This window comes from Streptosporangium sp. NPDC023615 (genome assembly GCF_040640155.1).
Taxonomy (GTDB): domain Bacteria; phylum Actinomycetota; class Actinomycetes; order Streptosporangiales; family Streptosporangiaceae; genus Streptosporangium.
This window is the reverse complement of sequence record NZ_JBFABE010000064.1, coordinates 16,118-38,224: the sequence shown is the minus strand read 5'-3', so window position 1 is coordinate 38,224 and position 22,107 is coordinate 16,118. Positions and strand designations below refer to the sequence as shown.

Annotated in this window: 23 protein-coding genes; 13 read left to right on the top strand and 10 right to left on the bottom strand. The window is 72.7% G+C overall.

The features are described 5' to 3' along the window. Positions 1 to 166: 166 nt before the first annotated feature. The 3 genes from AB0G16_RS31215 to AB0G16_RS31205 all read left to right on the top strand — a co-directional run bounded on the left by AB0G16_RS31215 (position 167) and on the right by AB0G16_RS31205 (position 2,873). Positions 167 to 934 carry a class I SAM-dependent methyltransferase gene (locus tag AB0G16_RS31215; RefSeq protein ID WP_362813058.1) on the top strand — a complete coding sequence of 256 codons (768 nt, stop codon included), beginning with the start codon at positions 167 to 169 and terminating at the stop codon, positions 932 to 934. Positions 935 to 1,014: 80 nt separating this feature from the next. Next, positions 1,015 to 2,088 carry an iron chelate uptake ABC transporter family permease subunit gene (locus AB0G16_RS31210; protein WP_362813055.1) on the top strand — a complete coding sequence of 358 codons (1,074 nt, stop codon included), beginning with the start codon at positions 1,015 to 1,017 and terminating at the stop codon, positions 2,086 to 2,088. After that, positions 2,085 to 2,873, top strand: a complete 789-nt coding sequence (locus tag AB0G16_RS31205) for an ABC transporter ATP-binding protein (RefSeq protein WP_362813052.1) — start codon at positions 2,085 to 2,087, stop codon at positions 2,871 to 2,873. Before AB0G16_RS31210 ends, AB0G16_RS31205 begins: the two co-directional genes overlap by 4 nt. 112 nt (positions 2,874 to 2,985) lie before the next feature. Here AB0G16_RS31205 and AB0G16_RS31200 read toward each other — a convergent pair whose 3' ends face one another. The 4 genes from AB0G16_RS31200 to AB0G16_RS31185 all read right to left on the bottom strand — a co-directional run bounded on the left by AB0G16_RS31200 (position 2,986) and on the right by AB0G16_RS31185 (position 5,833). Further along, positions 2,986 to 3,267, bottom strand: coding sequence for a metal-sensitive transcriptional regulator (locus AB0G16_RS31200; protein WP_362813049.1), 282 nt, complete (start codon positions 3,265 to 3,267; stop codon positions 2,986 to 2,988). 211 nt (positions 3,268 to 3,478) lie between these two features. Then, positions 3,479 to 3,757: a cation transporter gene (locus AB0G16_RS31195; RefSeq protein ID WP_362813046.1), complete on the bottom strand. Its 279-nt coding sequence runs from the start codon at positions 3,755 to 3,757 to the stop codon at positions 3,479 to 3,481. Between the two features lie 236 nt (positions 3,758 to 3,993). Continuing rightward, positions 3,994 to 4,632 (bottom strand): response regulator transcription factor, encoded by a 639-nt coding sequence (locus AB0G16_RS31190; protein ID WP_362813090.1) that lies wholly within the window; start codon positions 4,630 to 4,632, stop codon positions 3,994 to 3,996. A gap of 64 nt (positions 4,633 to 4,696) precedes the next feature. Then, positions 4,697 to 5,833 (bottom strand): sensor histidine kinase, encoded by a 1,137-nt coding sequence (locus tag AB0G16_RS31185; RefSeq protein WP_362813043.1) that lies wholly within the window; start codon positions 5,831 to 5,833, stop codon positions 4,697 to 4,699. A 168-nt stretch (positions 5,834 to 6,001) separates the two neighbouring features. Between AB0G16_RS31185 and AB0G16_RS31180 the strand changes: the two genes are divergently transcribed. The 6 genes from AB0G16_RS31180 to AB0G16_RS31155 all read left to right on the top strand — a co-directional run bounded on the left by AB0G16_RS31180 (position 6,002) and on the right by AB0G16_RS31155 (position 13,014). Beyond that, complete coding sequence (locus AB0G16_RS31180; protein ID WP_362813040.1) at positions 6,002 to 7,468, top strand: alpha/beta fold hydrolase; 1,467 nt, start codon at positions 6,002 to 6,004, stop codon at positions 7,466 to 7,468. Further along, complete coding sequence (locus AB0G16_RS31175; protein ID WP_362813037.1) at positions 7,465 to 8,379, top strand: ATP-binding cassette domain-containing protein; 915 nt, start codon at positions 7,465 to 7,467, stop codon at positions 8,377 to 8,379. The genes AB0G16_RS31180 and AB0G16_RS31175 overlap by 4 nt, the downstream gene beginning before the upstream one ends. Beyond that, the gene (locus tag AB0G16_RS31170; RefSeq protein WP_362813034.1) at positions 8,376 to 9,128 is read left to right on the top strand and encodes a hypothetical protein; all 753 of its coding nucleotides are present in this window, start codon (positions 8,376 to 8,378) and stop codon (positions 9,126 to 9,128) included. The genes AB0G16_RS31175 and AB0G16_RS31170 overlap by 4 nt, the downstream gene beginning before the upstream one ends. 608 nt (positions 9,129 to 9,736) lie before the next feature. Next, positions 9,737 to 10,477, top strand: a complete 741-nt coding sequence (locus tag AB0G16_RS31165) for an NPP1 family protein (protein ID WP_362813031.1) — start codon at positions 9,737 to 9,739, stop codon at positions 10,475 to 10,477. Between the two features lie 567 nt (positions 10,478 to 11,044). Continuing rightward, entirely contained in the window at positions 11,045 to 12,064 is a 1,020-nt protein-coding gene (locus AB0G16_RS31160; RefSeq protein ID WP_362813028.1) for a proline racemase family protein, read from the top strand. Beyond that, entirely contained in the window at positions 12,061 to 13,014 is a 954-nt protein-coding gene (locus tag AB0G16_RS31155; RefSeq protein WP_362813025.1) for an ornithine cyclodeaminase family protein, read from the top strand. The genes AB0G16_RS31160 and AB0G16_RS31155 overlap by 4 nt, the downstream gene beginning before the upstream one ends. Here AB0G16_RS31155 and AB0G16_RS31150 read toward each other — a convergent pair. Together AB0G16_RS31150 and AB0G16_RS31145 are read right to left on the bottom strand one after the other, a co-directional pair. Further along, the gene (locus AB0G16_RS31150; RefSeq protein WP_362813022.1) at positions 12,993 to 14,273 is read right to left on the bottom strand and encodes an MFS transporter; all 1,281 of its coding nucleotides are present in this window, start codon (positions 14,271 to 14,273) and stop codon (positions 12,993 to 12,995) included. The two genes, AB0G16_RS31155 and AB0G16_RS31150, sit on opposite strands and share 22 nt — an antisense overlap. Before the next feature lie 184 nt (positions 14,274 to 14,457). Continuing rightward, positions 14,458 to 14,937, bottom strand: coding sequence for a GNAT family N-acetyltransferase (locus AB0G16_RS31145; protein ID WP_362813019.1), 480 nt, complete (start codon positions 14,935 to 14,937; stop codon positions 14,458 to 14,460). A gap of 26 nt (positions 14,938 to 14,963) precedes the next feature. On the opposite strand from AB0G16_RS31145, the gene AB0G16_RS31140 reads away from it, so the two are divergent. Together AB0G16_RS31140 and AB0G16_RS31135 are read left to right on the top strand one after the other, a co-directional pair. Further along, complete coding sequence (locus tag AB0G16_RS31140; protein WP_362813016.1) at positions 14,964 to 15,488, top strand: CGNR zinc finger domain-containing protein; 525 nt, start codon at positions 14,964 to 14,966, stop codon at positions 15,486 to 15,488. A gap of 159 nt (positions 15,489 to 15,647) precedes the next feature. Then, complete coding sequence (locus tag AB0G16_RS31135; protein WP_362813013.1) at positions 15,648 to 15,815, top strand: dihydrofolate reductase family protein; 168 nt, start codon at positions 15,648 to 15,650, stop codon at positions 15,813 to 15,815. A gap of 90 nt (positions 15,816 to 15,905) precedes the next feature. Here AB0G16_RS31135 and AB0G16_RS31130 read toward each other — a convergent pair whose 3' ends face one another. Together AB0G16_RS31130 and AB0G16_RS31125 are read right to left on the bottom strand one after the other, a co-directional pair. Continuing rightward, positions 15,906 to 17,483: an MDR family MFS transporter gene (locus AB0G16_RS31130; protein ID WP_362813011.1), complete on the bottom strand. Its 1,578-nt coding sequence runs from the start codon at positions 17,481 to 17,483 to the stop codon at positions 15,906 to 15,908. Positions 17,484 to 17,583: 100 nt separating this feature from the next. Continuing rightward, positions 17,584 to 18,198, bottom strand: a complete 615-nt coding sequence (locus tag AB0G16_RS31125) for a TetR family transcriptional regulator (protein ID WP_362813008.1) — start codon at positions 18,196 to 18,198, stop codon at positions 17,584 to 17,586. A 299-nt stretch (positions 18,199 to 18,497) separates the two neighbouring features. Here AB0G16_RS31125 and AB0G16_RS31120 point away from each other — a divergent pair, with 299 nt between their 5' ends. Beyond that, positions 18,498 to 19,865 (top strand): YibE/F family protein, encoded by a 1,368-nt coding sequence (locus AB0G16_RS31120; RefSeq protein ID WP_362813005.1) that lies wholly within the window; start codon positions 18,498 to 18,500, stop codon positions 19,863 to 19,865. Between the two features lie 86 nt (positions 19,866 to 19,951). Here the strand turns inward: AB0G16_RS31120 and AB0G16_RS31115 are convergent, their stop codons facing one another. Both AB0G16_RS31115 and AB0G16_RS31110 read right to left on the bottom strand, forming a co-directional pair. Then, entirely contained in the window at positions 19,952 to 20,248 is a 297-nt protein-coding gene (locus AB0G16_RS31115; protein ID WP_362813001.1) for a DUF3817 domain-containing protein, read from the bottom strand. 112 nt (positions 20,249 to 20,360) lie between these two features. Beyond that, positions 20,361 to 21,365: an alpha/beta hydrolase gene (locus AB0G16_RS31110; RefSeq protein ID WP_362812997.1), complete on the bottom strand. Its 1,005-nt coding sequence runs from the start codon at positions 21,363 to 21,365 to the stop codon at positions 20,361 to 20,363. A 76-nt stretch (positions 21,366 to 21,441) separates the two neighbouring features. On the opposite strand from AB0G16_RS31110, the gene AB0G16_RS31105 reads away from it, so the two are divergent. Continuing rightward, positions 21,442 to 22,020 carry a TetR/AcrR family transcriptional regulator gene (locus tag AB0G16_RS31105; RefSeq protein ID WP_362812994.1) on the top strand — a complete coding sequence of 193 codons (579 nt, stop codon included), beginning with the start codon at positions 21,442 to 21,444 and terminating at the stop codon, positions 22,018 to 22,020. Positions 22,021 to 22,107 lie beyond the last annotated feature (87 nt).

The window sequence follows — 22,107 nt, the reverse complement described above, 5'->3', positions numbered from 1 at the left end:
GGCCCGTCCTGGCGCCCTTTCTCGTTCTCGTCCCCGTCCCCGTCCCCCGCTCCGCCGTCTCCGTCCCTCCGTCCCCCCGGTTCCCTGTCCCCCGTTCCGCCGTCCCTGTCCCGGCCCTCAGTCCTCGTCCCCGTCCCTCCGGCCGTTCGTTCCAAGGAGACCCCCGATGACCGTTTCCGCCACCTCGTCGACCTTCGACGACCTGTTCTCCCAGTGGGAGCGACAGCAGGCCGCCTACGTGGCGTACCGGCAGAACCGCTTCCAGGTGATGCTCGACGTACTCGCCCTGCACTGCCCCCCCGACCCCACGGTGCTCGACCTGGCCTGCGGACCCGGGCCGATCGCCGACCTGGTGCTGCGCCGTTTCCCGGGCGCGCGTGCGGTGGCAGCCGATCACGACCCGGTCCTGACGAGGATCGCCCGTTCCGTCCTCGCGCGGCACGAGGAGCGCGCCACCGTGGTCGAGACCGATCTGGTGAGCGCCGACTGGGCGTCGGCCCTGCCCGCCTGGACCTTCGACGCCGTGCTCAGCTCCACGGCACTGCACTGGCTGTCTCCCGGGCAGTTGCTGGCCGTCTACACCGAGCTCGCGCGGCTGCTGCCCCCGGGAGCCGTGCTGCTCAACGCCGACCACCTGCGGTTCGAGGACGACCGGCCGACCCTGCGGCGGCTGTCGGCCGACCACGACGCCGCCGTCCAGCGGGAGGCGTTCACCGACGGCGCCGTGACCTGGGAACAGTGGTGGGACCTGGCCGCCCGCCACCCCGAGCTCGCCGCCCTGCTGCCCGAGCGGGAGCGCCGCTTCGCCGACCGTCCGCCGCAGCCGCCGGCGTCCCTGGAGTTCCACCTCGCGGCCCTGAGGACCGCGGGCTTCACAGAGGTGGGCACCGTCTGGCAGTACCTGGACGACTACGTCGTCTTCGCCCGGCGATGACCTCTCGAGCACCGCGGCGGGTGACGGAGCCCGCCGCTCCGGCGCCGCCCGTCCCTTCGGCGCGACCCGCCGTTTCGGGGATGCCCGCCGCCCCGGAGACGCCCGGCGGCCCGGTGGCACCCGGCGCCGTCACCCGCCGCGGCCGGTGGCCGGGCGCGATCACGCTGGGCGGCGCCGGCCTGGTCGCGCTCGTGCTGTCGGTGGCGCTCGCGGTGACCGTCGGCGCGGCCGGCCTGTCGGTCGGCGAGGTGTTCCAGAGTCTCGCGGCGCGCCTGGGCCTCCCGGTGACGCCGCTCCCTCCGCTGCAGGACGCGATCGTGTGGGAGTTGCGCCTGCCGCGCGTGCTGCTGGCGGTGCTGGTCGGCGGGGGCCTCGCCGTGTGCGGGGCGGTTCTCCAGGCGCTGACGCGCAACCCGCTGGCCGACCCCTACCTGCTCGGTATCTCCTCGGGCGCCTCCACCGGTGCCGTGGCGGTCCTGATCCTCGGCCTCGGCTCCGCCGCCACCCTGACCACGGGGGCCTTCGCGGGGAGCATCGCGGCCTTCTGCTGCGTCCTCGCCCTGGCCGGTACGGGGGCGGCGAGCGCCGTCCGCGTCGTTCTCGCCGGGGTCGCGGTGTCGCAGCTGTTCGGCGCGGTGACCAGCCTGATCGTCATCTGGGCCGGTGACGCGCACGGCACCCGAAGCGTCACCTTCTGGCTGCTGGGCTCGCTCGCCTCGGCGTCCTGGAGCGGTGTCGCGCTGTGCGCGGCGGGCGCCGGACTCGCCCTGGTCGTCTGCTGGGCCGCCGCCCCCGCCCTGGACGCCTTCGCCTTCGGCCGTGAGACCGCGGCCTCGCTGGGCGTCTCCCCGGGCAGGACGCAGCTCACGCTGATGGTCGTCACCGCGCTGGGCACCTCGGCCCTGGTGTCCGCGAGCGGGGCCATCGGGTTCGTGGGCCTGGTCGTACCGCACGCCGTACGCTTCCTGGCCGGCTCCCGCCACCGGTCGCTGCTGCCTGCCTGCGCCCTGTACGGGGGGATCTTCCTGCTGTGGGCCGACACGGCCGCGCGGGCGGTGTTCGCCCCCCGGGAGATACCCGTCGGCGTGCTCACCGCGCTGATCGGCGTGCCCGCCTTCGCGGTCGTCATGCGCCGGGGAAGGGGCACCGGATGAGCCTGGACGCCCACGACGTCACCTGGAGCGTCGACGGCACACCCATCATCGACGGGATCACGGTCTCGATACCCCGGGGTCGCCTCACCGGGCTGCTGGGGCCCAACGGCAGCGGGAAGTCGACCCTGCTGCGACTGCTGGCCGGGCTGCTGCGCCCACGGCGGGGCACGATCCTGCTGGACGGGCGCCGCCTGGGTGAGCTGCCCCGGCGCGAGGTCGCCCGTCGCCTGGCCATGGTCGCCCAGGAGACGTCCACCGACATCGACATGACCGTGGCCGACGTCGTGATGCTGGGCCGCATCCCGCACCGGACGGGACTGGCCATGACGGGACGAGACGGTCCGCGCGACGTGCTGGAGACCGAGAAGGCCCTGGCCCGGTGCGGCCTGGCCGGCTGGGGAGGGCGCCGATGGTCGACGCTGTCCGGCGGGGAGCGCCAGCGCGTCACCATCGCCCGCGCCCTGGCCCAGGACCCCACCGAGCTCCTCCTGGACGAGCCCACCAACCACCTCGACATCCACCACCAGCTCGACCTGCTGCGGATGCTGGCCGGCGCGCCGACCACCGTCGTCGCCTCGCTGCACGATCTGAACCTCGCGGCCCAGTACTGCGACCACCTGCTCCTGATGGAGTCCGGGCGCCTGGTCGCCTCCGGCCCTCCGGCGCGGGTGCTGACCGAACGGTGGATGGAACGCGTCTACCGTGTCCGCGCGACGGTGAGCCTGTCGCCCGAGGGACGCCCCCACCTGCGCTACACGCCGCTGGCGCCCGCTCCCGCACCGTGATCAGCGGGCCGGTTCCCGCCGACCGGCCCCTGTCCGCCCCGCTCGCCCCGCTCGCCCCGCTCGCCACTCTCACCGGTCTCACCGGTCTCGCGGGTCTCACCGGTCTCGCGGGTCAGGAGCGGACGAGGCGGGCGATGGCGTCGGTGGCCTCCTTGACCTTCTGCTCGGCCTCGGCGCCGCCCCTGGCGGTGGCCTCGGCCACACAGTGCGCCAGGTGCTCCTCCAGCAGGGACAGCGCGAAGGACTGCAGAGCCCGGTTGGCCGCCGACACCTGGGTGAGAATGTCGATGCAGTACGTGTCCTCCTCGACCATCCGCTGCAGGCCCCGCGCCTGTCCCTCGATGCGGCGCAACCGCCGCAGGTGGTCCTGCTTGTTGTGGGTGTAGCCGTGCATGTCCCCGCCCTTCGTCGTCTCTCCTGACAGGATACCCCCGTACCGTATAACAAGAGGCTTCGGGGCCACGGGGAGCGACCGGCGGCGTTGCGGCGACGGAGTCTCGGGGTGACGGTCCGGGACGACGGTTCCGGGGGCGCGTCGCGGACACGCCCCCGGGGTCGTCACACGTGGGCGCTGGACACCCACCGTCCGTTCTCCCGGGGTCGCCTCAGGAGGCGACGGCGGGCGAGGCGCCGGACGGCGTGTAGCCCGCCCGCTCCACGGCCGCGTGGACCTCCTCGTCGGAGAAGCCCGCCCCGGCGACGGTGACGGTGCCGGTGGCCAGGTCGACCCGGACGTCGCTCACGCCGGCGATCTCGCCGATCTCGGTGGAGACCGAGGAGACGCAGTGCCCGCAGGTCATCCCGGCGACCTGGTAGACCCTCCCGCCGGTCTCACTCCGCTCGGAGGTGTCGTCCGCGGTGCCGCACGCACATGCCGTGCACATGGGGTTCTCCTCTCTTCTTTACCCCGGCGGGGTATGTAGACATGGATTTCAATATACCCCGGGGGGGTTAGTTCGCCAAGGGGTGGCCTCGGGGGCCGGTCGCTCCGGTTCGTCACGGCGGTCGATTCCGGCCGTGGTGGATGATCTTCAATGCCTTCGGTCCCGCGGGCGACCTGGTGGACGGGGGGCGGCCGCGTGCAGGAGCCGACGGCCCGGGCCAACGCCAGGCACTCGCGTCAGCGGGGCGTGACCAGGCCGGATTCGTAGGCGGCGATGACGAGCTGGGCGCGGTCCCGGGCCCGCAGCTTGGCCAGCAGGCGGCCGATGTGCGTCTTCACGGTCCCGGGGCTCAGCCGGAGCCGGTCGCCGAGCTCGGCGTTGGACAGTCCGTGGGCGACGAGCGTGAGCACCTCGCGCTCCCGATCCGTCAGCGTGTCGAGCCCCTGGAGGACCGGCCGGGCCGGTTGCCGTACGAATTCCGCGATCAGTCGCGTGGTGACGCTCGGCGCGAGCAGCGTCTCACCCGACGCGACCACCCGGATCGCCCGCAGGAGATCGTCGGGCGGCGCGTCCTTGAGCATGAACCCGCTGGCGCCCGCCCGCAGCGCCGAGTAGACGTACTCGTCGAGGTCGAACGTGGTCAGGATGAGAACCCGCGTCTGTCCGGCGATCTGCTCGGTCGCGGCGATACCGTCCATCTCCGGCATCCTGACGTCCATGAGGACCACGTCGGGCGACCGCGTCCGCGCGAGCGTCACCGCCTGCCGTCCGTCGGCCGCCTCCCCGACCACGACGAGATCGTCCTCCGAGTCGATCAGCAAACGGAAGCTTCCGCGCAGCAGTGCCTGATCGTCGGCGACGAGCACTCGAATCAAGAGATCTCCCATGATACGCCCATCCCGGGCAGGCTCGGCCTGATCCGCGGACCTCTGCCCGGGTCTAAGGGATCTCCCATGACGCGTACACGCCGAACCCTCTCCCGGGCAGGGGGCCGGCCTCGAAGGCGCCACCGTACATCATGGTCCGTTCACGCATTCCCACGAGGCCGTGCCCGCCCGCCTGGCCCGTTTCGGCCGTCTCGGCCGGCAGGATCCGCCGCCCCGGCCCGTCATCGACCACGGAGATGCTCACCGTCCCGTCGGCCACCGACACGCCGGCCCTGCAATGGGCGGGAGCGGCGTGCCTGACGACGTTGGTGATCGCCTCCTGGACGATGCGATAGACGGACAGCTCCATGCTGTCGGGCACGGTCCCGCTCACCGAGAGATCGACCCGCACGCCCGCCTCCGCCGCCCGGTGTGCCAGGGACGGCAGGTCGGCGAGGCCGGGGAGCGGTGTGCTCTCGGGAGCGCCGCCGGGCGAGCGCAGCACACCGAGGAACCGGCGCATCTCCACGAGCGAGCCGCGCCCGATCTCCTCGATGGCCCGCAACGCCTCACGCCCTTCCTCCGGATGCCTGTCCATGACCTTGGCCGCGACCCCCGCCCTGACGGTGATGACGCTCATCGAGTGGGCGATGACGTCGTGCAGCTCGCGCACGATGCGCAGGCGCTCGTCGGCCACCGCCTTCTCGGCCCGCCTGTCGGCCTCGCGCGCCGCGAACTCGCGGCGGGTGCGCGCCGCCGTACCGAGACTCCAGCTCGCCCCCACGACCAGCCACGCCATCCCGACGACGAAGGCGGGGTCGGGCCAGCCGTTCGCCCGTCGCGGCGCGCTCGCCATCGACACCAGCAGGGCACCCGCGGTGACGAGCAGGCCCGCCACCAGGGCGATCGCCGATCGCCGCACCGGAAGGGTGAGCGACACCGGATAGAGGGCCAGGGCCACCACCGCGATCGTCGCCATCCGGTTCATCTGCAGCGCGAGCACCAGGGGAGCGGTCAGCAGCGCCCCGCAGTAGGCGGGCACCGGCCGGATCCGCCGCACCGCCACCGGCAGCCAGCAGACCAGCGCCGACGCGGTGCTCACGTTCAGGCCCGCCCGGCCCGTCGTGGACGCCAGCGCGAGCAGCACGGCGACGGCGGTGTCGGCGTGGATGAGCAGCCAGTGCGGAGGCCGCCGGACGAGCGGGTTCACATCTCGACGTTATCGAGGAACGAACGCGAGCGGATCGGCGCACGAGCCGTCGGACCAGGGTCGTACTTCTCCCGCCGTACGTCTCGCACCGTATGACCCCGGTCCGATCGGCAAGACCGGATCCGGCTCCGATGCGCGCGCCCGCCACCGAGCGGGATCGTTGCCGGCATGAATCGACGCACACTCATCGCCCTGTGCATCGCCGCCTGTCTGGTCGTGTCGCTCGGCGGCCTCGCCGTGGCCTCGGCGCAGGCGCACCGCCTCGTCTGGAGGGAGTGCGGGGACGGCCTGCGATGCGCCGAGCTGGTCGTTCCCGTGGACTGGGCCGACCCGGGCGGGCCGAGGACCTCGGTGCACGTGGCGAAACTACCGGCGACGGGCAGGAGCATCGGGCCGCTGGTCGTCAACTTCGGGGGCCCCGGCACCAGCACGTCGATGCTCAGGCCGTCGAGTGACCCCGACCTCCCGCCGGAACTGCCGGCCCTGCTCAAGGAGCTGCGCGGCCGGTTCGACGTCGTCGCCATCGATCCGCGCGGCCTGTCCGAACCTCGAAGCGGCAGGGCGGTGAGCTGCGCGGAACCCGCCGCCTCCCCCTTCGGGCTGATCAGTGCGCGGACGAGACGGGACTGGGACACCCACGCCGCCCGGAACGCGGCCCATCAGGAGAGCTGCCGCAAGACGGTCAGGTCCGCGTGGTACGGCCTGACGTCATGGAACGTGGCACACGACCTCGACGCGCTGCGCGCCGCGCTCGGCCAGGAGAGGCTGCGCTACGCGGGCAACTCCTACGGGACCGTCTACGCCCAGGCCTACCTGGAGCTGTTCCCGCAGCGGGTGGGCCGGATGTACTTCGACGGCACCGCCGACCACACCCAGCCGGAGCTCGAACCCTGGCTGCGCAACTACGCGCTGACGCAGGAGCGGCACCTCACCCTTTTCCGTGACTGGTGCGCCCGCCGCGCGGACTGCGCCCTGCACGGCAGGGACGCGGGCAGGGCCTGGGACGAGCTGGTCGCACGGGCGCGCCGCGCGCCCCTGCCGGCGTCGGCCGGCAGGACGGTGCACGAGGGGCCGCTGTACGCGGGCGCGGTCAAGGGCATGAACCCGGCGCTGTGGCCGCTGTTCGCGACCGCCATCCGCAAGGCCCTCGACGGTGACGCCGCCAATTTCCTGACGGAGCTCGCCCCGGACCGGGGAGGCTCGTCCGTGGGCGAGGACTCCCTGTGCAACGACTTCATGCCGGCGCTCCCGACGTACGAGGAGTTCCAGGGCATCGAGGCCGGGCTCCGTGAGATCGCGCCGAGGTTCGGCTGGATCGAGGGCCGCTACGAGCTCGGGCGGTGCTGGGGGCGCGCTGGAGGTGCGTCCTGGGCGCCACACCCGCTGCGCGTGAAGGACCTCCCACCGGTCCTCTTCGCGATCGGGGAGCTGGACAACAACACCAACCATCTCGGGCAACTGCATGTGGCCGAGCAGATCCCCTCGGCGCGCGTTCTGTGGCACGGAGACGGCCATGCCTCATGGGCGGGCAACACCTGCCTGCGGCGGCACGTCCACGCCTACCTCACAGAGGGGGTGCTGCCCGGGCGGGGCACGCGCTGCCCGGCCGAGCGGATCCACCGGGTGGGGAAATGATCCAGGTCATCGAACTGACGAAGACGTACGGTGCCACGCGGGCGGTCTCGGACCTGACGTTCGACGTCGGCCCCGGGCAGGTCACGGGCTTTCTCGGGCACAACGGCGCGGGCAAGTCCACCACCATGCGGGTGATCCTCGGCCTTCACGCTCCCACCTCGGGAAAGGCGCTCATCAACGGGGTTCGCAAGCGCGACCTTCGCGACCCCATACGTGAGGTCGGCGCCATGCTCGACGCCGCCGAGGTCCAGGGCGGGCGCAGCGCGTTCGCCCACCTCCAGGCGCTGGCGTACGCCGGTGGGATCGCGCGTCGCAGGGTCGTCCAGGTCCTCGAGGAAGTCGGCCTGGCCGGTGCGGCGCGCAGGCGGATCGCCGGTTTCTCCCAGGGAATGCGCCAGCGCCTCGGCATCGCGGCGGCGCTGCTCGGTGACCCGGGAGTGCTCATCCTCGACGAGCCGGTCAACGGCCTCGACCCCGACGGCATCCGCTGGCTCAGGACGCTGCTGAGGTCCCTGGCGGCCGAGGGGCGGACCGTCCTGCTGTCGAGTCATCTGATGACCGAGATGTCCCTCACCGCCGACCGGCTCGTCATCATCGGCCACGGCCGGTTGATCGAGGACACCACGACGGAGAGACTGCTGGCCCGCTTCCAGGGCGAGGTACTGGTCCGATCACCCCACGCCGATCGCCTGGCCGGTGCGCTCGGAGCCGCGGGAGCGTCCGTGCGCCGCGCACAGGGGGGCACGCCCGCCACGTCGGCCACCGTCTCGTGGGCCGATGGGGAGTTGCTGGTGACCGGCCTGTCCGCGGCCGCCGTAGGTGACACCGCCCTGGCGAACGGCTGCGCCGTCCATGAGCTGACGGAACGTCGGCCGTCGCTGGAAGAGGCCTTCCTGGAGTTGACCCAATGATCGACGTCGTCGCGTCGGAGTGGCTCAAGCTGCGCTCGCTCCGATCCACCTACAACGTCCTGGCCTGCACCCTCTCGGCCCTGGTGCTCACCGGCCTCGCCGCCTTCTCCATCTCGAACTATTTCGACACCGAGGGGCCCGGGGGCGAGCCCGTCGGCACCGGGCTCGCCTTCAGCGCCGACATCCCCGCCGTCCTGTTCGGCATGCTGGGCGTGCTCGCCATCTCCGGCGAGTACGGCACCGGCATGATCAGGCTGACACTGACCACGATCCGGCGCCCGTGGACACTCCCCGCGGCCAAGGCCGCCGTGGTGGCCGCCGTCGCCGCGGTGACGGGTCAGATACTGGCGTTCGCCACCTATCTCACCGCGCAGGCGGTGGTGGCCGGGCGTCCGATCGGCGCCTCGTTCTCCGAACCGGCCGTTCTGACCGAGGTACTGGCGACAGGCGTCTGCTGCGCCGTCGCCGCCGTGACGGGGCTGGGCCTGGCCACGCTCCTGCGTTCGACACCGGCGGCGCTCATCGCGCTGGTCACCCTCCTGCTGGCCCCCGTCGGGATCGAACGTTTTCTCCCCGCCCCCTGGAACGACCGGATGGATTCCCTGACGATCCCGTCACTGGCGAGGCAGCTGGCCGGCGTTCCCGACGCCGGCGCCTTCGGCCCCTCCTCGGCCGCCGCCGTCCTGGCGGGTTATGTCGCGATCACTCTCCTCGCGGCGGCTCTGGCGATCACCCGTCGCGACGCCTGACCATGACCGACCGAACGGCGCGCCTCGCCGGAAGGGAACGACACGATGGAGACCGTACCGATCGTCCGCACGCGGATCAGGTCCATCGGTCATCACACCGCGGCACCCTGGAGAGCCTGTGACCATGAAGGACGTGGGGCCGCGATCGGTGATCGAGTGCGGCGAGGCCGGGCGGGTCTTCATGGATCTCTTCCTGCCGTTGCCGGCTCGCGAGTGCAACCGGCGAATTCCGGTGAGCCCGCCGTGGCCAAGAAGGCGACGCGTGAGTGTTCGCTCGTGGTTCACCCTTCGACCACCACTGGTGCACGCCGGCGGCATCCGATCCGTGAACCTTGATCAGGCGTCGGTTCCGTGCTTCCGTTATGTCAGAAATGCGTGAGGCGTGCTCACATCGGCTGGACAGCGCCGCCGATGCCCCTGCCGCGCCGACGCGCCGTCAGGTCAGGAAGCCGGCCCTCCGAGAAGGCGGAAGAATGCCAGAGCCGTCGTCCCTCACGTCCACCGCGAGAACGTCGAAGCCAGCGAGAACGTCGAAGCCAGCGACAGCGTCAGGGGAGAGGAGGTCCTTCCTGACATTCCTCACCCGCGGGCGTTCCCGGCTCGGGATCGTGCTCGGCGTCGCCGCTCTGGGGGTCGTGATCCCCGCGTCGGCGGCCCATGCCGATCCGCCGGGCAACCTGCCCCAGTCGGCCGGAGGGTACGAGGCGTCGTTCTCGCCGGCCTACGACTACGACGACGACGGCTGCTACGCCACTCCCGCCATCGGTCCGGACGGGACCCTCGCCACGGGCCTGAAGCCCACCGGGGCGGTCAACGGCAACTGCCGGGACCGTTCGGACCTGGACAACTCGCAGACCTACGCCCGTTCCAAGTGCAACAACGGCTGGTGCGCCATCGTGTACGCCAGCTACTTCGAGAAGGACCAGGCACTGCCGGGCATCGGCCTGGGCGGTCACCGTCACGACTGGGAACACGTCATCTCCTGGGTCGACCAGGCGTCCGGCCGGGTGGAGTACGTCTCGACCACGCAGCACAGCGACGTCGTGACGTACACGCGCTCCCAGGTGCGCTTCGACGGGTCGCACCCCAAGGTCGTCTATCACAAGGACGGGGTGTCCACGCACTTCATCCGGCTCGCCAACGGCAACGACGAGCCGCCGGAGAACCACTACCACAACTGGCGCTACCCCCCGCTCGTGGACTGGAACGGCTGGCCCGGCACCTGGCTGCGGGACAGGCTGATGAACGCGAATTTCGGCTCAGCCACCATCAAGATCAACGACGGCAGGTTCGAGGACCTGCTCGCGCGCGCCAAGCCCGGCGCCATCCCCTTCGATCCCCGCGCCTGACGAGGTCGTCGGCGCCCGATACCGCCTGTCGGTGTTCGGCACCGCCTGTCGGCGTCAGGCGGTGCCCGTCAGCGGCCGGGCCCGCGTCGTGTTCCGAGCGTGGGGAGGTGACAGCGGGGAACCGGTGACCGGTTCCCCGCTGTTGGGCTACGGGGCGGGTGGGGCGCGTCCTCGCCGTTCGCCCTCCAAGGGCCGGCGGCCGCTCAGTGGCTCCGGTCAACGGCCACGGCGGTTCCAGATCGTACGGGCGCCCATGACGAACCGATCAAGCGGTCGCGCGGAACCGAGGCTGCGAAGATGGCGGCAAAGCTCGCCGGCACCCCTCTTTGACGAGGGACGCCCCGCCGCCACGTCTCCCGTCGCGCCGGAACCGTACGTCGAAGGGCCGGAGGCCCTCCGGTGCGACGTGGACGATCACGAGAACGGTGGCCTTCCCCCGGAAGAGACGATCACCGAGGTCAGATGATCGTCGGCCGCACGGCCGTCCGGGCAGCGGCGAGGTGAAGATCACGGAGAGCGGCGGCTACGATCCGAGGCGACCCGGTCACCAGCGGAGGGGCCCTCGCAATGACGCAGTCCGATGTCCGTACCGTCGACTACCACACCGGCGGCGAACCCTTCCGCATCGTCGCGGAGCCGCCGGTCGCCATCGCCGGCGAGTCGGTGGCCGATCGTCGTGTCTTCGCCGTCTCGGACCCGGCCGTCGACGGGCTGCGCCGGATGCTGTGCTTCGAGCCGCGCGGGCACGCCGACATGTACGGGGGGTTCATCACCCCGCCCGACGACGACGGCGCGCTGTTCGGCGTCCTGTTCTGGCACAAGGACGGGTTCTCCACCGCGTGCGGGCACGGCACGATCGCGCTCGGGACGTGGGCCGTGGAGTCGGGCCTGGTCGAGGCCGCCCCCTCCGGCCTCACCGACGTGGTGATCGACGTGCCGTCCGGCCGGGTGACGGCGCGGGTGCGTACCGAGGACGGCCGGGTCACGGGCGTCGACTTCGTCAGCGTGCCCGCCTACCCGATCGCCCACGACGTCGTCGTGCCGACCACGCACGGCGACGTCCGGGCGGACATCGCCTACGGCGGGGCCATCTACGCGCACGTGGCGGCCTCGTCGGTCGATCTGACCGTGGAACCACGCCACCTCGACCGGCTCGTCGCCCTCGGCCGTGAGATCAAGTGGGCGCTCGACGACAGCCCGTACGCCCGCCACCCGGCCGACGAGCGGCTCAGCGGCGTCTACGGCACCATCCTCTACGACGACCTGGGACAGGACGCCGAGGGCGACCTCCATCAGCGCAACGTCACGATCTTCGCGGACGGGGAGGTCGACCGTTCCCCCTGCGGGTCGGGCACGGCCTCCCGCGTCGCCGTGCTGAGCGCCACCGGTCGTCTGGGCGACGACCGCCGACTCGTCCACGACTCCATCGTGGGATCGCGCTTCCACGCCCGGGTCCTGCGGCATGTGTCGGCCGACGGGCGGGCGGCGGTCGTCCCCGTCGTCTCGGGCAGCGCCCACAGGACAGGCGAGCACCTGTTCACGGCCGACCCCGCCGACACGCTCTTCCCCGGGTTCGTCCTGCGATGACCGAACACGTCCCGCTGATCACCGGCGACCACCTGCGGCGGTTGCTCGGCCCCCGTCAGGCCGTCCAGGTCGTCGTCGACGCGCTGCGGAACGGTCTGGACCCGGCCGCCGACCCCGCGCGTACCGTCGTGCCCACCGCTCACGGGCACCTGCTGCTGATGCCGGCCGAGAGCGGCGCCCACGCCGGGGTGAAGGTCGTGAGCGTGGCGCCGGACAACCCGGCGCGGGGCCGGCCCCGTATCCAGGGCCTCTACCTGCTGTTCGACGCCCGGACCCTCTCCCCGGTCGCCCTGATCGACGGCAGCGCGCTGACCACGCTGCGCACGCCGGCGGTGTCGGTCGCCGCGGTCCTGCCGCTGCTGCGCCGCGCGCGCGACCCGCTGCGCGTCGCCGTCTTCGGCGCGGGCCCACAGGGACGCGGGCACGTCGACACCCTCATCGACACCCTCGCGGGGCACCGCGACCTCGCCGGGGTGACCTACCTCGTCCGCCGTCCAGGGCGGGTCGAGGTGCCCGGCCACGGTACGGTGCCGGTCACGGTCGCCGCCTCCGGCGGTGCCCAGGCCACGCGAGCCGTCGCCGGGGCGCACGTCGTCGTGTGCGCCACGACCGCCCGCGAACCGCTCTTCGACTCGGCAGCGGTCCACGACCGGGCCGTCGTCATCGCCGTCGGCTCGCACGAACCCGACGCCCGCGAGGTCGACGGCGCGCTGGCGGGCCGGGCGCACGTCGTCGTCGACGACGTGGCGACCGCGCTGCGCGAGGCCGGCGACATCGTCCAGGCGATCGGGGAGGGCCACGTCGACGCGGCGCGCCTCGTCCCGATGCGCCGGGCCGTGACCGACCCGGCGTCGGTGGACCTCGACCGGCCGGTGCTGTTCAAGTCCACCGGCATGTCCTGGCAGGACCTGGTCGTCGCGGCGGCGGCCTACGGGCGTCTCGGCGGCTGACGGCGGGCCGCGCGCCGGCGGTACGGGAAGCCCGTCCCGCGGGCCGTGACCGCCAGGGTGGCCGCGGTCGCCACGGTGAGCAGGCCCCAGGCGGCCCCGAAGCCGCCGGCCAGGTCGCTGAGCAGGCCGAGGACGGGTGGCGTCGCGATGATGGCGACCTGGTTGACGGCCATGACCATGCCCAGGGTGACTCCCGTCCTGCCCGGTGGCGCCGACTCGGCCACATGGGCGATCCACGGGCCGTACCAGCCGATCCCGAAGAATCCGAGCCAGACGAACAGCAGGCAGGCCGCCGCGGGCGAACGGCCCAGGGGAGTCGTCAGCGCCGCCGTCCCCGCGACCACGGCGGCCATGCAGCTCAGGACACAGGTGTGGCGTCCGGACCCGACGCGATCGCTCCAGGCCGCCAGGCAGACGCGGCCGGCGGCGCCCGCCCCCTGGACCGCCATGAAGACCAGGGCCGCGGGGCCCGCGCCGACGGCCGCCGTCTCGTGGAGGTGGAGCACGGTCAGGAGGCCTATGCCGCTGTGCACGGAGACCAGGCACGTCCCGGACAGGACGATCCTCGTGATGGACGGTTCGCGGAGCACCCGCAACCGCGCGCCCACCCGCGACCCGAGCGAGGCGCGCGGCTCGCCGTCACGGGGGGCCTCGTCGCGGGGACGACCCCGGACAGGCGGCCGGCGGTAGAGGCACATGAAGGCGACGGCACCCGACAGCGCGACGAGCGCACCGGCCGTGAGCGTCGTCCGCCAGCCGAGGGCGGCGGCGAGGCCGGGCAACGCGGCCGCGGCGAGTACGCCGCCCAGCGGCAGTCCCGCCTGGCGGATCCCCATCGCCAGTCCCCGCTGGGACGTGCCGAACCAGGAGGCCACCGACTTGCCGCCGCCGGGCTGGACGGTGCTGTACCCCGCGCCGACGACCAGCAGGACGAGGAGCAGGGACCCGTATCCCGGTGCCACGCTTCCCGCACCCAGGCTCACCGCGACGACGGCGGCGCCGATGCCGACGACCCAGCGTTCGTCGTAGCGGTCCAGGAGCTCCCCGGCCACCGGCAACCCGACGAGGGGGGCCAGGTACGCCGCCGAGAGCAGGAGACCCAGCTGGGTCGTGCTCAGGTTCAGATCACGTTGCAGGTGGACGCCCATCGCCCCGATGCCCTGGACGAAGAACCCGGAGGCGGCCTGGGTGAAGGTGGCGACGGCGAGGACGACCCACCGGTATCGCCACGCGTGGTGCGCGAGCCCGTCGCCGTTCATCCGGTTCCCCGGCCCGGGCGGCGCACCGCCGGACCGATCACCGCCGGGTCCGCCACGGCAGGGCCGGTCACCGCCGGACCGGTCGCGGCAGGGCCGGTCACCACCGGATCGGCCACCACCGGATCGGCCATGTCCGGACCGGTCACGGCCGGTGCGGCGGGCCGTCCGGCACGCCGGGCGCTCGTCACGGACGCCGGTACAGCGCGGGGTCGGGGTGGTCGAGGAAGCCGAGCTCCCGGTAGAGCGGCTCACCCGCGCGGGAGGCGTACAGGTCCACCCGTACGGCCTGACGTTCCCGGAACCAGTCGAGCAGGCCCAGCATGATCGCGCGACTGTGGCCGCGGCGGCGATACGCCGGATCGGTGACCATGCCGATCACGTGCCCGATCCGGCCGTTGTGCGAGTGCGGGCCGGGAAACCACTGCTCGACGGTGCCGATACCGCAGGCCGCCAGGCCGCCGTCACCCTCCACGACGAGGATCCGCGCGTCCTGCTCCGTCAGCTTCTCCTTCAGGACCGTGGCGAGGGCGTACCGCCAGTCGTCACCCGCCGACGACGGGTTGAAGAAGTCACCGCCGAGGTTCTCGAACAGCAGCGCCCGCAGGCGTACGAGTTCCGCCACGTCGTCCTCGGACGCCTGCCGTACCCGGGAGTGATGTGTCATGCGAATCAGGATGGTGTAATGGTCTTATGCACCTCAACCCTTACGGCGAGGATGCCGTGAACCTGGCCGCGGATCTGGCCAACCGCTCCCCGGCGGACGCCGGGGAGCTCGCGGAACGCTGCCGCGCCGCCGGGCTCGTCCTGGAGCGCCCGGTCACGCCGGAGGATGTGGACCGCGTACGGGCGGCGCTGCGGGGGTGGGAGAAGGTCGTCGACGCCACCGACGAGCGCGAGCGTGCAGGACTGGTCAACCGGATGCTGGCGGAGGCCGCCGCCTACCCGCGGCTGACCGACCACGCCGGGGACGGCTGGCACCTGCACTACCGCGACGACGATCAGCCGATCGGTTCCGTGCTGCTCTCGCTGATCTCCGTCGGCACCGCGCTGCACCTGGTGGGGCGGGGCATGCACCGGCTCCGGCGGTGCGCCGTGGCCGAATGCGCCACGATCTTCGCCGACACCTCCCGCACCGGACGGCAGCGCTACTGCTCCCAGCGGTGCGCCAACCGCGACGCGGTACGCCGGCACCGCGCGAGCCGTGCCGCCGGTTGACCCGTCGTCCGCGAGGCGCCGGGGGGTCAGGGCACGACAACGACGCGAGGAGCGCGAGATGACGGAGCGGACCACCGGTCGCGGGGTCGTGGCCAACATGAACCTCTCCCTCGACGGCCACTACGCCGGGCCGGGCGACCCCCGGGACATGGGCTGGGCGTGATCAAGGCGCCGCTGGCGGCCGACGAGGTCGACCGGCTGGCGATCATGATCTTTCCGGTCTTCCTCGGCGGCGGGCCGCGCCTCTTCGAGGACGGCCTGCCCGCCGGGAAGTGGGCGCTCGCCGGACATGCCGCGGGCGAGCACGGCGCGGTGTCCCTCTTCTAGGACCGGATCCGCTGAGCCGGCCGGGCCCGGGGCCCGCGAGGTGACCCCGGCCCGGCGCCGCGCCCCGGACGTGATCCGCGGGGGAGCCGCTCAGTGACCGGCGGCCATGGCCTGCTCCCGGGCCAGCCGCTCCTCGCCCGAGAGCGTGTTGAGCGGCTTCTCCTTGATGAACAGGACCGCCACCAGCGCGAGCGCGGTGAGCGGCACGCCGATGAGGAACAGGTCGGCGGTGGCCGTCGCGTACACGTCCTGGACGACGCGGACGACGGGAGCGGGCAGCTTGGAGATGTCGGGCACGGTGTCGGCGTCGCCGCCCGCGCCGCCGGCGGCCATCGGGCCGAGCTTCTCCGTCATGAGCGTGGTGATCCGGGCGGCCAGCACCGCCCCCAGGGCGCTGACGCCGACGGCGCCGCCCATGCTGCGGAAGAAGGTCAGCACCGAGGTGGTGACCCCCAGGTCGTGGGCGGGTACGTCGTTCTGGGCGGCCAGGACGAGGTTCTGCATGAGCATGCCGACGCCGACGCCCAGCACCGCCATGTAGACCCCGAGCAGTACCGTGCCGGTCTGGCCGTCGATGGTGCTGAGCAGACCCATCCCGGCGAGCATGATGACGCCGCCGGCGATCAGGAAACCCTTCCACCGGCCCGACCTGGTGATGAGCTGACCGGCCACGGTGGAGGAGATCAGCAGGCCGAACACCATCGGCAGGCTCATCAGACCGGCGATCGTCGGGGACTTGCCGAGCGCCACCTGGAAGTACTGCGACAGGAAGACCGTGCCGCCGAACATGGCCACGCCGACCAGGACGCTGGCCACGGTGGCGAGGGCGACGGTGCGGTTCCTGAGGATGTGCAGGGGAATGATCGGCTCGGCCGCCCGCGCCTCCACCCGGACGGCCAGCGCGAGGACGGCCAAGGCGCCGCCTACGAGGGCGACGGTCCACCAGGAGCCCCACGCGAACTGGTTGCCCGCCAGCGACGACCAGATCAGCAGCGTGGACACGCCCACCGTGATCAGCAGGGCGCCCAGGTAGTCGATCTTGACGTCCCTGCGCACCACCGGCAGGTCGAGCGTGCGCTGCAGCAGGACGATGGACAGGATCGTGAACGGCACGCCGATGAGGAAGCACCAGCGCCAGCCGAGCCAGGAGGTGTCCACGAGCACGCCGCCGATGAGCGGGCCCGCCACGGTGCCGACGCCGAACACGGCGCCGAAGATGCCGGCGTAGCGGCCGAGCTCACGCGGCGGGATCATGGCCGCCATCACGATCATCGCGAGCGCGGTCATGCCGCCGGCGCCGACGCCCTGCACGACGCGGCTGACGATGAGGATCTCCACGTTCGGCGTGAGGCCCGCGATCAGCGAGCCCGCCACGAACAGTCCCAGCGAGAGCTGGATCAGCAGCTTCTTGCTGTAGAGGTCGGCCATCTTGCCCCAGAGCGGGACCGTGGCCGTCATGGCCAGCAGTTCCGAGGTGACGATCCAGGTGTAGACGGTCTGCGAGCCCCGCAGGTCGGTGATGATGCGGGGCAGGGCGTTGGCCACGACGGTCGAGGCCAGGATGGACACGAACATGCCGACCATCAGCCCCGACAGGGCCTGCAGGACCTTTCTCCTGGAGGCGGGCGCCGCGGCCACGGGTTCGGGCTGCGCGCTGGTGGATGTCATCTTTCCTCGATTTCTCGGACGGGAGGCGGCGCCGCGCGGGACCGTGCGGGCGCCGGACGGAGACGTTCAGGGGGTCGGGACAGGACGGTGACCGGAGCGGTCACGGATCGGGCAGGCCGGCGGCGAGCTGGGAGAAGGCCTCGTCGACCAGGCCGGACAGCGCCGGCCGTCCGCCCGCGGCGCTCCAGCGCATCATCGCCACCCGGAAGGCCGACATGGCCACCGCGGTGGCCAGCTCGGGATAGCCGCTGGTGCCGAGTTCGACACCGGCCCGGCGCGCGACGGCGGCCGAGACGGCACGCTCGGTCTCGGTGCCGCCGGCGACCAGCCGCGGCAGCAGGGAGGGGTTCTGCTCGAACACCCTCAGCCGCAGCAGCCACTGCTCGCGCCGTTCCTGGACGCACTCGGCCTCGGCCCGCGACATCAGCCGCAGCGCCTCCAGGATCGGCACCTCCGCCGGTACGGCCTCCAGCCTCTCGCGCAGCTCGGCGGCGGACGCCGGGCCCGCGCCGACGAGCGCGTCCTCCTTGGAGGGGAAGTAGTTGAAGAACGTCCGCGAGGAGAGGTCCACCGCCTGGGCGATGTCCTCCACCGTGACGCCGGCCAGGCCGCGCTCGGCCACCAGTGTCAGGGCCGCGTGCTCCAGGGCGGCGCGCGTCTCGAGCTTCTTCCGATCCCTACGGCCGAGCTCGTAAGCGCTTTCCGCGGTGGTCACGACGCCAACTGTAGGGAGGAACTTTCAGATTATGCAATGTTTCATATCGTGAAGTGCTTCAGGTCACATGCCGCCGGGCACCGCCGTTCCGGCGCGCCGGCTGCGTTAGATTGGTGCGGCACGGCCTGACCGGCCTCAACGCGCGCCTCGCCGAGCACACGGCCGTCGTCCCCTCCCACGGGCCCGACGGCGCCGTGCGGCCCCGATCACGACGGCGGCGGTGACCGGGAGCGGCCTGCCCGGCCGCGGTCCCGCGCGGCGCCCCGTCCCGTCCGCACGTGCTCAGGAGAGTCCCGCCCATGGGCGCCCATCATTCCCACGGTTCGCACGGTCCCGCCCCGGCCGGTTCGCGGACGGCGGTGTGGGCGATCCTGGCCGTGATCGTCCCGCTGGCGATCGTCACCGTGGCGGCACTGGTCCACCTGTGGCCGAGCGAGACGGTGTCCACCGCCCAGCAGGCGGCGGTGGAACGGGTGAACGGGACCATCACCGCCGTCACCCTCACCCCCTGTCCGCAGGAGCCGCCCCTCGAGGGGGAGTCGCAGGCGGCCCCGCCACCCCCGCCGGACCCGGCCACCTGCGGTGACGCCCGCATCCGGCTGACCGGCGGACCGCAGGCCGGCCGGCAGGTCACCTCCGCGCTGCCCAGCGGCCCGGGCGCGCAGCGCTTCGCCGCCGGTGACGACGTGGTGCTCATCCACACCCCCGGCGGCGGGCCGGAGGTGGCGCCGTACCAGATCTCCGATCACGACAGGTCCTCGCCGCTGTGGCTGGCCGGTGCCGCCTTCGCGCTGGCGGTGATCGCGTTCGGCCGCTGGCGAGGGCTGATGGCCCTGATCGGCCTGGGCATCACCTTCGTGCTGCTGCTGACCTTCGTCATCCCGGCGATCCTGGCCGGTGAACCGCCGCTGCCGGTGGCCGTCGCCGGTGCGGCGGCGATCATGCTGACCGTGCTGTACCTCACCCACGGTTTCACCGTCACCACCTCGGTGGCGATCGTGGGCACCGTGGCCAGCCTGAGCCTGACCGGCGCGCTGGCCTACGCGGCCATCGGCCTGGTGCAGCTGAACGGCATCACCGACGAGAGCTCCTTCTACCTCGACACCAGCTACCGCATCAACACCCAGGGGTTGTTGCTGGCCAGCATCATCATCGGATCCCTGGGCGTGCTGGACGACGTCACCGTCACCCAGGCCGCCACCGTCACCGAGCTGGCCCGCGCCAACCCCGGCTACGGGTTCGGCCGGCTGTACCGGGCCGCGTCCCGGGTCGGCCGCTCCCACATCGCCTCGGTGATCAACACGATCGTGCTGGCCTACGCCGGCGCGTCACTGCCGCTGCTGCTGCTGATCAGTGTCGGGGAGCAGCCCCTGGGTGACACGCTGACCAATCCGGTGCTCGCCCAGGAGATCGTCCGGAGCGTGGTGGGCACCCTGGGGCTGATCGCGGCCGTGCCGATCACGACCGCGCTGGCCGCGCTGGCCGTCACGCGAGGCGCCGGGTCCGGGCACGACCACGGCGCCGGTCCCGGTGACGACGCCGGTGACGACGCCGGCACCGGTCCCGGTGGTGGTCGCGGTCACGGCCGTGGTGACGGTCGCGGCGACCCGCCGCGCCGGGCCCGTCACCGGCGGCCGTCGCAGACGCTGCCCGACCCGGTCACCTGAGACGCCCGGGGACCGTCCGGCCCGGGTCGCCGGGATCCGCACCACCGTGTGCGGGTCTCCTGCCGGGGCCGGCCCCGGCAAGGCGATCAGGCGGGCTGCCGGGCCGGTCCGCGCGCCGCCGTCCGCCGTTCGAACCACACCGAGGTGAACGGCGGCACCGCGCACGCCAGGCCGAGCGCCACCGTGCCCCGGCTCCAGCCGGCCTCCCGCGCCGAGAGCACCACCGCGGCCGCGTACAGCACGAACAGCGCCCCGTGGATCGGCCCGAACACCTTCACCCCGAGGTCGCCGGTCGCGGCCACGTACTTGAAGAACATCCCGACCAGCAGTCCCGCCCACGAGCACGCCTCGGCCACCGCCACGACCCTGAACCAGCGCAGCATGCCTCCCCCTTCGACTCCGAATGATCGCGCATACTCTACAGGCTGTAGAGCTCGCTCCGGAGGGCGGAGGGAGCCGCGGCCGCGGCCGGACCTCGAAGAGCGCCGGGACCCCTCACGAGGCGAGGGCTTCCCGCAGGAACCCGGCGACCTCCCTCCGCGCGGCCTTCGCCTGCGGCACCAGGCCCGGCGTGCTGAGGAAGGCGTGCGTGGCCCCGGGATGCTCGGTGAGCCGCGCGGGCGTTCCGGCCGCGCCCAGCCGTTCGGCGTAGACGCGGCCGTGGTCGGCCAGCGGGTCGAGGGTCGGCACCACCACGAGGGCCGGGGCCAGCCCGCTCAGGTCGCCGGCGTGCAGCGGCGACACCGCGCGGGCGTCCGTTCCCGCAGGGACGGCGAGGCGGTGGAAGAACCGCATCTGCGGCATGGTGAGGGTCGGGGTGCGGGGGTGGCGGGCGAAGGAGGGGTGGTCGTACATCGTCGGGGTCAGGTCGACGACGGGATTGACCAGCACCTGTGCCCGCAGGAGCAGACCGGCCTCCCGGGCCCGGATCGCGGCCAGGGCGGTGACCGTCGAGCCGGCGCTCTCACCGAAGACGGCGGTGCGCGCCGGGTCGATTCCCCACCTGTCGGGGTGCCGCAGCGTGTGCCGGAGCACGTCCCAGCCGTCGTCGACGGCCGCCGACAGCGGGGTCGCGGTGTCGAGGAGACGGTGCTCGACCGAGACGACGATCGCGGGCAGTCGCGCGGCGAGGTGGCTGTTGACCCAGTCGCTCTGTACGGCCGTGCCAACGAACCCGCCTCCGTGCACGTGGAGCACGAGCGGAAGGCCGGCCCGGTCGGCGCCGCCGTTCGTCCCGCCGCCGCGCCCGGGGGAGGGCCGGTACACCCGGACCCGGAGCGTGCGGTCGGGCAGTGTCACCTGCCGCCATCGGATCGTGGCGCCGCGGTCGGGGAACCCGGTGATCACCCGCACCAGGGGGGACGCCCGCCTGCGGTTCTCCGCGTCGCGGTAGGCGAGCAGCTTCCCGGGCGTCATCGCCGTCCAGTCCGGCTCCCTTCCCAGCGCGTGCAGCAGCCGGACGCCCAGGGGTGGCCGCTCCGTGCCGGTGACCTCGTCCATGTGTTCTCCTCGGATCGATGGTTTCGCTACCAGAGGTATCGATACCCAAGGTAGCGCAACACGTTATCGTGTGACCATGACCCGAGCGACTCCATCCGCCAGAGCACCCGGTCGCCCTCGCTCCGGAGTCAACGACGTGGTCTTCGCCGCGACGCTGAGCACGGTCCAGGAACTCGGCTACGCCCGCGCCACCGTCGAGCGCATCGCCGCCGCCGCCGGCGTCGCGAAGACCACCGTGTACCGTCGCTGGCCGTCCAAGGGCGCGCTGATCGTCGACTGCCTCCTCGACGCGTTCGGATCCGTGCCTCTGGAGGCCTCCGGCCGAACCGAGCTCATCACCGACGCCATCCGCTGGACCGCGGCGAAGATCGGCGAGCCCGGCGTCGGAGACGCCTTCGCGGGTGTGTTCAGCGACGCCGTCAGCGACCCGGCCCTGCGCGAGATCCTGTCCGCGCGGCTGCAGGACCCCTACCGTCTCGCACTGCAGGACGCGCTCGGCGAGCCCCGGGAGCGGGTCCTGTTCCTCATCGACGTCGTCGTCGGGACCCTCCTCCACCGGATGGGCATGACCGGCGAACCGATGGCCGACACCGACGTCACCGCGCTCATCGAGATGGTCCTGGCGCACTTCGCCGACCGCGCCGGCCCGGCCTAGAGACCCACGGCCGCCGGCCGGCCCGGCCTGGAGACCCACGGCCGCCGGCCGGCCCGGCCTGGAGACCCACGGCCGCCGGCCGGCCCG

Coding starts and splice junctions, on each gene's coding strand:
- AB0G16_RS31215 (WP_362813058.1), top strand. CDS start 167: ATGACCGTTTCCGCCACCTCGTCGACCTTCGACGACCTGTTCTCCCAG.
- AB0G16_RS31210 (WP_362813055.1), top strand. CDS start 1,015: ATGCCCGCCGCCCCGGAGACGCCCGGCGGCCCGGTGGCACCCGGCGCC.
- AB0G16_RS31205 (WP_362813052.1), top strand. CDS start 2,085: ATGAGCCTGGACGCCCACGACGTCACCTGGAGCGTCGACGGCACACCC.
- AB0G16_RS31200 (WP_362813049.1), bottom strand. CDS start 3,267: ATGCACGGCTACACCCACAACAAGCAGGACCACCTGCGGCGGTTGCGC.
- AB0G16_RS31195 (WP_362813046.1), bottom strand. CDS start 3,757: ATGTGCACGGCATGTGCGTGCGGCACCGCGGACGACACCTCCGAGCGG.
- AB0G16_RS31180 (WP_362813040.1), top strand. CDS start 6,002: ATGAATCGACGCACACTCATCGCCCTGTGCATCGCCGCCTGTCTGGTC.
- AB0G16_RS31175 (WP_362813037.1), top strand. CDS start 7,465: ATGATCCAGGTCATCGAACTGACGAAGACGTACGGTGCCACGCGGGCG.
- AB0G16_RS31170 (WP_362813034.1), top strand. CDS start 8,376: ATGATCGACGTCGTCGCGTCGGAGTGGCTCAAGCTGCGCTCGCTCCGA.
- AB0G16_RS31160 (WP_362813028.1), top strand. CDS start 11,045: ATGACGCAGTCCGATGTCCGTACCGTCGACTACCACACCGGCGGCGAA.
- AB0G16_RS31155 (WP_362813025.1), top strand. CDS start 12,061: ATGACCGAACACGTCCCGCTGATCACCGGCGACCACCTGCGGCGGTTG.
- AB0G16_RS31150 (WP_362813022.1), bottom strand. CDS start 14,273: ATGAACGGCGACGGGCTCGCGCACCACGCGTGGCGATACCGGTGGGTC.
- AB0G16_RS31145 (WP_362813019.1), bottom strand. CDS start 14,937: ATGACACATCACTCCCGGGTACGGCAGGCGTCCGAGGACGACGTGGCG.
- AB0G16_RS31140 (WP_362813016.1), top strand. CDS start 14,964: ATGCACCTCAACCCTTACGGCGAGGATGCCGTGAACCTGGCCGCGGAT.
- AB0G16_RS31130 (WP_362813011.1), bottom strand. CDS start 17,483: ATGACATCCACCAGCGCGCAGCCCGAACCCGTGGCCGCGGCGCCCGCC.
- AB0G16_RS31120 (WP_362813005.1), top strand. CDS start 18,498: ATGGGCGCCCATCATTCCCACGGTTCGCACGGTCCCGCCCCGGCCGGT.
- AB0G16_RS31115 (WP_362813001.1), bottom strand. CDS start 20,248: ATGCTGCGCTGGTTCAGGGTCGTGGCGGTGGCCGAGGCGTGCTCGTGG.
- AB0G16_RS31110 (WP_362812997.1), bottom strand. CDS start 21,365: ATGGACGAGGTCACCGGCACGGAGCGGCCACCCCTGGGCGTCCGGCTG.
- AB0G16_RS31105 (WP_362812994.1), top strand. CDS start 21,442: ATGACCCGAGCGACTCCATCCGCCAGAGCACCCGGTCGCCCTCGCTCC.